Below are 11125 nucleotides of genomic sequence, written 5' to 3'. Positions count from 1 at the left end.
AACCCTTAATTCGCATTAGTATTTAGTAGTTAGACCCTGTCTTGAAATAGGAAGGGACGGATGCAAGGATTATAAGGATGTTTTGTTTTGAACATTTGGTTTCGAAAGGGCCGTTTGTTTGGAACCAGGAAAGGAAGGATTTAAGGATGAGCAGGATCATGTAGAGTTTTGGATGATGGTATGGGCTTCGTGCGTTAAAGGAGACGTTTAGTGAATCGTCTCCTTTAACGAATAATATCAAAAAAATATGCTAAGTGCATACCAATATCCAACATGCCCGATCCTGACAATCCTTGCATCCTTCCTTTCCTGGTTCAGAACAAAACATCCTGATAATCCTTGCATCCTTCCTTTCCCGGCTCAAGAAACAACCTCCTGCAAATCCTTGCATCGTTCCTTTCCCGGCTTAAAACAAAACATCCTGCAAATCCTTGCATCGTTCCTTTCCCGGCTCAAAACAAAACATCGTGCAAATCCTTGCATCCTTCCTTTCCTGGTTCAGACAACTCAAATAGCAAAAGGCGCCTAATAGGCTCCTTGCTCTAATATCTAACGTCTGATATCTAAAACCTAATTCCGCTATAGGTCTTTATACTAACTACTCAATACTAACTACTAACATAACCCCAATCTAACCCAATTGGGAGCGGGTTTGATTGGGTTATGAAAGGGATTTGAAAGGGTTATGAAAGGGTTATGAGTTGAGCGAAGTAGCATGCAGTCTCGACCTACCTAGCATTCGATCTATGTTTATTGGAAAAAAATAGTACATAGGAGTTACCTGTTGCTATTTTTCCTTTCCTTTAAAATCACTAAATTAGCGACCTTTAAAAATAGAATAAGAACTCGTGATGTATAAGGAATATAAGCAGTTAAACTTACCAGAAATCGGCAAAGAAGTATTGAAACGTTGGGGTGCGGAGAACATCTTTGAGAAAAGTATTGTTAACCGTCCGGCGAGTAAGCCATACACATTCTACGAAGGTCCGCCTTCGGCGAACGGTATGCCAGGTATTCACCACGTGATGGCGCGCGCTATCAAAGATATTTTCTGTCGCTACAAAACCTTAAAGGGATTTCAGGTAAAACGCAAGGGCGGTTGGGATACCCACGGTCTGCCGATTGAGTTGGCTGTTGAAAAAACCTTAGGCATTACTAAAGAGGATATCGGCAAGAAAATCTCGGTAGAGGAATACAATGATGCCTGCCGTAAAGAGGTAATGAAGTACACTGATGTTTGGAACGACCTTACTGAAAAGATGGGTTACTGGGTCGACCTAGAGCATCCTTACATCACTTACGAAAACGAGTACATCGAAACCCTATGGTACCTTTTAAAAGACCTTTACAAAAAAGGCTTACTTTATAAGGGCTATACGATCCAACCTTATTCGCCAGCTGCAGGAACAGGTTTGAGTTCGCACGAACTGAACCAACCCGGTACTTACAAAGACGTGAAGGACACAACCATTGTGGCTGAGTTCCGCTTGGATAAAGCGCAAATCCATCCCCTGATGGACCGCCTTGTCGATAATGAAATCGAGGATGTAGCATTTATCGCTTGGACAACTACACCATGGACGCTTCCGAGCAACACGGCATTAGTAGTCGGCAAGAATATCGACTATGTTAAGATCAAGACATTCAATCAATATACGGGAGCTCCGGTTTCTGTTATATTAGCAAAAGCGCTAATCCCGAAACATTTCAAAGCTGAAGGACAGCAAGTGTCTTTCCAAGACTATAAACTTGGCGACAAAGTTATCCCTTGGGAAGTAGCTGCGGAATTCAAAGGCGAGGAATTAGCAGGATTGCGCTATCATCAACTGATGCCTTACATCACTTCAGATGAATTGATGGATAAAGCATTCCGTGTAATCATCGGCGACTTCGTGACTACGGAGGACGGTACTGGTATCGTGCATGCGGCGCCGACCTATGGTGGCGATGACTTTAAAGTAGCTCGTGAAAACGGCGTACCAGCAATTTTAGTAAAAGACGAAAACGGTAAAGATGTTCCTACAGTAGATCGTACCGGTCGTTTTGTGAAAGAGATTACCGATTTCGCAGGACGTTTTGTGAAAGAGGAATACTACTCTGCCGAAGAGCGCGCAGATAAGGATTTCCGTCCGACCGATGTATTGATTGCGATCAAATTAAAAGAAGAGAACAAAGCGTTTGACGTTAAGAAATACGAACACACCTACCCACACTGTTGGCGTACTGACAAACCGGTATTATACTATCCGTTAGATAGCTGGTTTATCCGCACAACGGCGTTGAAAGACGAGTTGGTAGCTTTAAATAAAACAATCAACTGGAAACCGGAAGCTACAGGATCGGGCCGTTTTGGAAACTGGCTTGAAAACTTGGTAGACTGGAACCTTTCGCGTTCTCGCTACTGGGGTACTCCGCTTCCAATCTGGCGTTCAGAAGACGAAAACGAAGAAATCTGCGTGGGCTCGATGCCAGAATTAAAAGCTTTATTAGAAGCAGCTGTTCAATCGGATGCCTTAACAGCAGAAGAAAAAGCGGTGAACCAATCTTATTTAGATAAATTCGGAACCGATCAGCTAGATCTTCACCGTCCATATGTAGATGATATCATCTTGGTATCTGAGGGTGGTCAGAAGCTATATCGTGAACCTGATTTGATCGACGTTTGGTTCGATTCGGGCGCCATGCCATATGCGCAGTGGGGCTTAGATTACGATAAATTAGAGCGCGGCGAAGCATTACCATTCAAAGAAGAATACTTCTCTGCATTCCCGGCGGATTTTATTGCTGAGGGCGTAGACCAAACACGTGGATGGTTCTTCACATTGCATGCGATCTCTACGATGGTCCGTGGTTCTGTGGCCTTCAAAAACGTTGTTTCTAACGGTCTGGTATTAGACAAGAACGGCAACAAGATGTCCAAACGTTTGGGCAATGGTGTCGATCCGTTTGCAACGATCGAGAAGTACTCGGCGGATGCAACACGTTGGTATATGATCAGCAATGCCGCTCCTTGGGATAACTTGAAATTCAACGAAGAAGGATTAGACGAGGTTCGTCGTAAGTTCTTCGGTACGTTATATAATACTTATGCTTTCTTCGCTCTTTACGCGAACATAGATAAATTCAGCTATGCAGAGCCAGATATCGCTATTGAGGAGCGTCCGGAAATCGATAGATGGATTATTTCCTTGTTGAACAGCTTGAGCAAAGAGGTTGATGAGTACTACGCGGATTACGAGCCTACGAAAGCTGCTCGCGCCATCCAGAATTTCGTGGATGAGCATTTAAGCAACTGGTATGTTCGCTTGTGTCGCCGTCGTTTCTGGAAAGGCGAATACTCTACGGACAAGATTTCCGCATACCAAACGCTCTATACTTGTTTGGATACGATTGCGAAATTGATATCTCCAATTTCTCCATTCTTTGCAGATCAGCTGTATTTAGATTTAAATGCGGCAACGAAGAAAGAACAGTTCGAGTCTGTACATTTAGCAGACTTCCCTGCTTACCATTCTGAATTGGTCGACAAGGCATTGGAAGAACGTATGGCCTTAGCTCAGGACATCTCTTCATTAGCGTTATCATTACGTAAGAAGTCGGGTATCAATGTTCGTCAACCATTGAGCAAAATCCTAGTTCCGGTGTTAGATAGTTCTTTCCAAGAGAAGGTAGAGAAAGTAAAAGATTTGATACTTTCGGAGACCAACATCAAGGATATTGAGTTTATCACGGATACAACGGGAATCATTAAAAAGAAGATCAAGCCTAATTTCAAGGCGCTCGGTGCAAAAGTTGGCAAAGACATGAAAACTGTTGCTGCGGCTATCCAAGCGATGAGTGCGGAGCAAATCAGCGAGCTTGAAATAAATGGAAATATCGCGTTAACTGGCACGGAATATGTTATTAGCAGTGAAGATGTAGAAATCATCGCAGAGGATGTTGAGGGGTGGCAGGTAGCCAATTTAGGTCGTTTAACAGTGGCGTTAGACGTTCATATCACACCGGAGTTGAAAGACGAAGGTTTGGCTCGCGAACTAATTAACCGTATTCAAAACTTGCGTAAAGACAAGGGATTTGAAGTTACCGACCGTATTGCAGTTACCTTAAGTCAAAATACTGAAATTCAACAAGCTGTAGAAAATAATTTCTCGTATATTTGTACGGAAATTTTGGCTGACGCCCTTAAAATCGACAATTCGCTGGTAATAGGGGAACCTATTGAAGTCGATGGTAAGAATTTATTGCTATTAATCGAAAAAAATTAAAGTATGGGAAACACAGAAAAAACTAGGTACAGCGATGCTGAATTACAAGAGTTCAAAGCAATAATTCTTGAGAAGTTACGTATTGCGCGTGAAGAGTTGTCATCATTGACAAAATCATTAAGTAATAGCAATGCAAACGGAACGGACGATACAGCAGGTACTTACAAAACATTAGAAGACGGTTCAGCAACCTTGGAGAAAGAGCAAATCAACCAATTGGCTGCACGTCAGAAAAAATTTATGGACAACCTTGAGGCGGCGTTAGTGCGCATCGAGAACAAGACCTACGGTGTTTGTAGAGAAACTGGAAAGCTTATCCAGAAAGAAAGATTAAAAGCAGTACCTCATACGACATTGAGTATTGAGGCGAAAAACAAACAATATTAAGCAAAAGATTAGCTCCAATGGTCTTTGTATTCACAAAGACCATTTTTATGTATTATGAAAGGATATACCAAGCCCTTATTACTCATTACGATTATTTTGTTGGTTGACCAAATTTCAAAGATTTGGGTGAAGTTAAACATGACCATTGGTCAAAGCTTTAAAGTGATAAGCGATAAAGTGATGATCCAATTCATCGAAAATCCGGGCATGGCATATGGCATGGAATTCGGTGGCGAATATGGTAAATTGTTTTTGAGTGTATTCCGTATTATCGCTGTGATCGGTATTGGATATGGCCTCGTTTACATGGTTAAAAACAAGTACAACCGAGGATTTATTCTTAACGTCGCATTGATTTTTGCGGGCGCTTTGGGAAATATTATTGATAGTGCATTTTATGGCATGATCTTCAGCGAGAGCACACCCTACCAAAAGGCAGTGCTATTTCCGGAGGGCGGTGGCTATGCGACCTTCCTTCATGGTTATGTAGTCGATATGTTCCATCTTCCAATGTGGAAAGGCACATTCCCGACATGGTTCCCGATCTGGTCGGGCGAAGAATTTGTATTCTTCCGTCCCATCTTCAACGTTGCTGACTCGGCAATTTCTATCGGTGTATTTTTAATTCTAATCTTCAACAACCGCTACTTCAAAGAAGAACATGTTGAAAAACATGATGTTAACGACGAAGTAGTAGAAGACTAAGCGGATTAAAATAACTGAAAGTTAACTCATTCCGGGCTAACAGTTTTACCAATTAGTGTATATTTGCAGCATGAGAATGATTGGAATTCTATATGCTACATTAATCTGCCTATGTTTTTCTTGCCTATCGCAGCACGCAATGGCACAGGTCAATCCTAAAAACCTGAAAAAACATATCAAGTTCCTCGCTTCCGATAAGATGAAGGGGCGAGAAACCGGTCGTGCGGGATCGCATAAGGCTGCAGATTATGTAGAAAAATACTTCAAGAAATATGGTCTGCAAGCAATGGGAGAAAAGGGATACCGACAGTCTTTCGATGCTAAGATAAGACGTGTGAAACTAGTGGACTCCATTCGACGATCGGATAATGTGATTGGTTATCTTGATAACGGCGCTCCTTACACAATCGTTGTTGGGGCACATTATGATCATCTAGGCTATGGGGAGTTCGGTGGCAGTCGCGACTCCTTAGGTGTCGGTAAACTGCACAACGGTGCCGACGACAATGCTTCCGGCGTAGCCGGTCTATTAGAACTGGCGAGGCATTACGCGACCAATAAAGAAAAAGAAGCGTTTAATTTTCTGTTTATCGGTTTTGGTGCCGAAGAGTTGGGATTAGTAGGTTCGCGCTATTTTACGGAAAATCCTACCCTGCCTTTATCCAACATACATTGGATGTTGAACATGGATATGATTGGCAGATATCAGGAGCAAAATGGATTGGCCATCATCGGTTATGGCACTAGTACAGCTTTTCCGAAGATATTCGACGGATTGACAAGCTCCATCAAATTCAACCTGAGCAAAGACGGAAACGGAGGTTCGGATCAAACATCTTTTTATCGTAAGAATATTCCTGTATTGTTTTTTCATACCGGTGGACACGATGATTACCATAAACCAACGGACGACGAGTTCAAGATAGATTATAAATCATTGGAAGCAATCTTACAATTAGAGATTGACGTGATCGATAATTCGATGAAACAACCGAAAATGGACTTTCAATGGACGAACTAAGATGGATAAAAAGCGCATATTAGTAACCGGATCGAATGGCTTCTTAGGCCATAAATTAACGGAGTTGATCTTAAAGAACACGAATTACGAACTCTGTTGTACCTCAGCTTCTGTGAATCGAAATCCGCAAAATGAAGGCTATAAATTTCAACAATTAAATTTGATAGACCTGGAAGGCTTAGGTCGTTTGATTGATGAGTTTCAACCAACGCATATTATCCATAGCGCCGCATTGAGCAGCGTAGAAGTATGCGAGAATGACCCGGTCTTGTGTAAAGCGATCAATGTGGACTCTGCTACATTCCTTGCACAGCGTTGCAAGGAGCAGGATATTCACCTGACTTTTCTTTCTACAGATTTCGTATTCGATGGGCAGCATGGCCCCTATAAAGAGGAAGATAAATGTAGCCCTGTCAACGCCTATGGACAAAGTAAATTAGATGCAGAGCAGGAAATACGCGCCTCAGGTTGTTCGGCAGCGATCCTTCGCACGATATTAGTTTATGGTGTTATTGCGGATAAGAAGCGATCGAACTTAGTACTGTGGGCAAAAAATAAGCTAGAGGCTGGAGAAGCTATCAAAGCTGTTTCTGATCAATGGCGAATGCCAACCTGGGTAGATGATCTCGCTACGGCTTGTTTACTGGCGGTAGAAAAAAATGCGGAAGGCATCTATCATATATCCAGCGATACCCTATTCTCAGTGAAGGAAGTCGTAGAACAGGTTGCTGACTATTGGAATCTGGACCGCAATCTCGTTGGGTCGGTCACGGCAGCAGAAATTGGACAAGCTACAAACCGTCCGCGCAAAACGGGGTTTGTATTAGATAAAGCAAAAGCAGAACTGGGCTATAACCCGACGCCTTTGCGCGCCTCGTTCGAGCGTATCGAGCAACAAATTAAAGAACTTGAAAAACAAAATGAACGATAAATTCGCAAGAGAATCCTATACGGAGATGAATGAGTTGGTACTTCCCAACGATACAAATACATTTGGTAATTTAATGGGAGGCCGTTTACTCTATTGGATGGACATTTGCTCGGCAATGGCTGCACAAAAGCATTGCAAGAATCAAGTGGTAACCGTGTCAGTAGACAACGTTTCTTTCAAACGCTCGATTAAGTTAGGCGAAGTTGTGACTATACAGGCGCAAGTGACGCGTGCTTTCAACACATCCGTTGAAGTTCGTATGGAAATCTTTGCTCAAAACCTACCTGAAGGAACGAAAGTAAAATCAAATGAGGCTTACTATACCTTTGTATCTATCGACGAGCAAGGAAAACCGAAGCCTATACCGGGACTTATTCCAGAGTCGGACAGCGAGAAGAAACTGTTTGAAGAAGCACTTCAACGTAGAGAACTGCGCCTATTACTAGGTGGTAAATTGAAACCTGAGAATGCTAAAGGTATCAAGACCCTAGTAAAGTTATTCAACCACGCGATATAGAGGGGCAAGTCCCCTCCTATTATCCTCTTTTTCCCTTGAGCGTTACTTTCTAAAGCACTCCCGAATTTTCAGCCTGTCGAGATTTCTAGGGAAACATGAAAGTTTTAGGAAGAATAATCCGCAATAAGGTTCTAAAGCCTGTTTCCTCTACATCCAGATCGCTGATATAGAGATGGGCAATGGGCGAATTGTAATTCTCGTTGATCATCTTGAGGCGTTCCTCAATGCCTTTTATTCCGAAGGAGCTGTTCTTGAAACTTGGCTTGTTTTCCTGATGCGACTGAGAAAAGCCAATTCCATTATCCAATATATCGATGATCACTTCGCTATTTTCTTCAAATACTTTAATGTGGATTTTTCCCTTTCGGTTTTCAAGATGCCGAACACCATGATGCACGGCATTCTCCACGAGCGGTTGAATTAACAAAGAGGGCACTCTAATCTCTTCCACGTTGATCTGTCCCTCAACATCAATGCGAAAGTCAAATGCATTGTCAAAACGAGCCCTTTCTAACTCTAGATAAAGCTTTACAAGCTGCAGTTCGGATCGGATACTGACAATAGAGAACTGGGAATTCTCTAAGACGATTCGGCTGAGACTAGAAAATTTCTGTATCAGTTTGGATGCATTCTCACTATCGTTTTCTACGACATAGGCCTCAATGGAATTCAGCACATTGAAGATAAAGTGTGGATTCATCTGCGAGCGTATGGCTTTCAACTCGCTTTCGTAGAGTTTTTGTTTAAAATCCTTGGCAATCTTCTCTTGCTTCTCGCGCTCAATATCCGCAGCCTGGTCCTGTATTGTCTTTACTTTTAACGCCAGCTCAGCCTCTAATTTCTCATTGTAGGACAGCTGCATTCTATTTACTATTTTCTGCTGTCTGATTCGGTAGAGGAAAAAAAAGATAATGGTACTTAATACCGCTAAGACGATAAGCGTTTTAAACCACCAAGTTGCATACCAAAATGATTTTAAGCTAATAGGGATCTCTGCGATATGAGGAGACCAGTTGCCCAAACCATCGGCAACTTTCACGCGGAATTTATATTGACCACCGGGCAAATTACTGTAGTATGCTTGCAAATCCTCTCCGGCCATGACCCAATCGCCATCAAACCCGACAAGCTGGTATGCATATCGAAGTGGATAGCCAAGAACTTGTCGATCTGATGAAAATGCAAATGCAAAACTGCTCTCCTTCGCGCGCAGCGATAAAGTAGCAGCTCTTAGCCTGTAGCTTTGGTCCAGGTTGTGGATGCTAAACTTACTGATGATTGGCTTTGCATGAATGTTGATACCTTGATTAACCTGCGCCAAATCTCCTACCACAAGCCCCCTTGCCGTTGTCCATATCAGTTTTTGTTTATCCAGGAAATAGCCTGTAGTCTGATAGGATTTAGGTGGATACACTCCTTTTCCCGCCAGCAAATGTCGGAATACCTGCTTTCGTTGATCGAAAAGCATGACCCCATCAAGTGCTTTAATCCACATAAAGCCCTTACCATCCTCTTTCATTTCAACCGCATACAGCCAAGGGAAAGGATTCCGATCGTAGAACTGGGCAAACTCAAATCTCCCTTCATCTTTTTCAATGACCCTGCCTATGCCTGAGCTAGCGCTAGAGAACCAAAAATCGCCATTTTGAGCCGTGTAAAACGAGAGTATCGTATTCGACATCAAAGCGCCGGTATCACCTCCCTGCACAAATGACTGAAAACTTGGTCGCACCTTATTGAGCAGGCGCAGCATACCAAAGCCATCCATTCCCAACCAAATACGCCCTTTTGCATCTTTTGCAATCGTCGTTACTTTTCGATCCGGCAGACCATCTTCTTTATCGAAAAGCTCCATGCGCTTGTCCTTCAGGGTATATTTATAAAGTCCCGAATTCCAAGAACCAATCCATAGTACAGCTTCGCCATTAATCGTGTCGGGGATGATGTTATTACAATCGGCCTTTCGAAAGTTATGCAGTTCACCTTGTATCGGCAAGGCCTGTAACTGCTGCTGCTTTCGATTGAACACATAAACACCATCTTCGAAAGTAGAGAAATATAGATTATCGGCATGAGCAGTCATCATGCTGACCCGGAAATTTTGGATGGGGAATTTGGAAATCCGCTCATAGTTTGCATTCAGCTGTCCGAAAGAATGTTCCGTTCTATACCATACCTCATTATCCCACTTAATTAACTTCAATATGGGTTCTTCATGCTGTCCTAAGGGAATTAGGCTATTCACACGGTTCCATGACTTCGCGTAGTAGAACAAGCCCGATTCGGTGCCAATCCAATAGCCATCTTTCGTCGGCAGCAAAGCTTGTATTCGGGAAGGCTGCGGAACGCTAGGCATTAAATTATCCCAGCTGATTAAGTCTGCTTTGTTCGAGTCCAGATTCATACTCCATAGTCCTCTAACGTTATGTCCAATCAGTAAGCTGTTTTCTTCGGGCCAATAGGCCATGGAGGAAATAAAATTGTCGTAATAATCTTTGTTTTTCCCTAATCCTAAAATAGAATGCTGAACTGCGCCCGACTGCGCATCATAAGAAACCAAATCGTAATCATAATACCCCAAGAACACCTTGTTGTTAACAAAGGAAATACCCGTTGCACCATTCTCTCCAATATTTTTGAAGTCGATCTGTTTCGGTTCTTTGGTCTTCGGATTATAACGGATAACGCCATGGTACCGCGTCCCTATCCAGAGCATCCCTTCCCTATCTTCCTGAATATTATAGATGCTTAATGGTTCCTTTGTGTTAATCCCCGGCATCTTAAGTTGCCTGACCTTGCCCGTCTCTGGATTCAGGACCTGCAAGTCGGTTTCCTGACCTGCAAAATAGATCAGACCCGTTGAAGATCGGAGAACCTCATAGAGATTTGTTTTAATCAGGCTATCAGGCCCCACAAGAGCGTGAAATTGTTTCAGCGAATTGTTTACTGGTTTAGAACGATCGTAGCACAGGAGCCCTCGATCGTTGGTTGTAATCCATATTCTGTTTTTATTATCGATGGCTAATTTCCCAAGGTAATTGGAATAGGCACTGGTTCCCTGTTGAAATGGGACATGCGTGAAGCGTGCTCCGTCGAAGTAGGACAGGCCATGTTTGCTGGTAAGCCACAGTACACCCGAGCTATCCAAGGCTAGTCCATTGATGGCATTGCTAGGGAGACCTTCTTTCTCCGTAAATTGGATGTAATTATAGATGCGTTGTTGTGCCAAGCTTTTGCCGGCTGATATTACAGCAAAACAAATCAATCCAAAAATGAGTCTCACTGTATGCATATCCGCC

The 11125-nt window shown here is 42.8% G+C and carries 7 protein-coding genes; 6 read left to right on the top strand and 1 reads right to left on the bottom strand.

From position 1 onward, the window contains the following. The first annotated feature begins 851 nt into the window (after nt 1-851). From ileS to B2400_RS02555, 6 genes are all read left to right on the top strand, one after another. A complete protein-coding gene (gene ileS, locus B2400_RS02580) occupies nt 852-4265 on the top strand; it encodes an isoleucine--tRNA ligase (protein WP_293930600.1) in 3414 nt (1137 codons plus the stop codon). A 3-nt stretch (nt 4266-4268) separates the two neighbouring features. Then, nucleotides 4269-4652: a TraR/DksA family transcriptional regulator gene (locus B2400_RS02575; RefSeq protein WP_149527051.1), complete on the top strand. Its 384-nt coding sequence runs from the start codon at nt 4269-4271 to the stop codon at nt 4650-4652. A gap of 54 nt (nt 4653-4706) precedes the next feature. Beyond that, entirely contained in the window at nt 4707-5357 is a 651-nt protein-coding gene (locus B2400_RS02570; protein WP_149527052.1) for a lipoprotein signal peptidase, read from the top strand. 76 nt (nt 5358-5433) lie between these two features. Next, nucleotides 5434-6378, top strand: a complete 945-nt coding sequence (locus tag B2400_RS02565) for a M20/M25/M40 family metallo-hydrolase (RefSeq protein ID WP_293930596.1) — start codon at nt 5434-5436, stop codon at nt 6376-6378. Nucleotide 6379: 1 nt separating this feature from the next. After that, complete coding sequence (locus B2400_RS02560) at nt 6380-7309, top strand: SDR family oxidoreductase (protein WP_293930594.1); 930 nt, start codon at nt 6380-6382, stop codon at nt 7307-7309. After that, nucleotides 7299-7826: an acyl-CoA thioesterase gene (locus B2400_RS02555; protein WP_149527054.1), complete on the top strand. Its 528-nt coding sequence runs from the start codon at nt 7299-7301 to the stop codon at nt 7824-7826. Before B2400_RS02560 ends, B2400_RS02555 begins: the two co-directional genes overlap by 11 nt. 85 nt (nt 7827-7911) lie before the next feature. On the opposite strand, the gene B2400_RS02550 is transcribed toward B2400_RS02555, so the two are convergent. Continuing rightward, nucleotides 7912-11118 carry a sensor histidine kinase gene (locus tag B2400_RS02550; protein WP_293930592.1) on the bottom strand — a complete coding sequence of 1069 codons (3207 nt, stop codon included), beginning with the start codon at nt 11116-11118 and terminating at the stop codon, nt 7912-7914. Nucleotides 11119-11125: the final 7 nt, after the last annotated feature.

The organism is Sphingobacterium sp. UBA6645 (assembly GCF_002455685.1).
In the GTDB taxonomy this organism is placed as follows: Bacteria; Bacteroidota; Bacteroidia; order Sphingobacteriales; family Sphingobacteriaceae; genus Sphingobacterium; species Sphingobacterium hotanense.
This window is presented reverse-complemented; position numbering and strand designations above follow the sequence as displayed.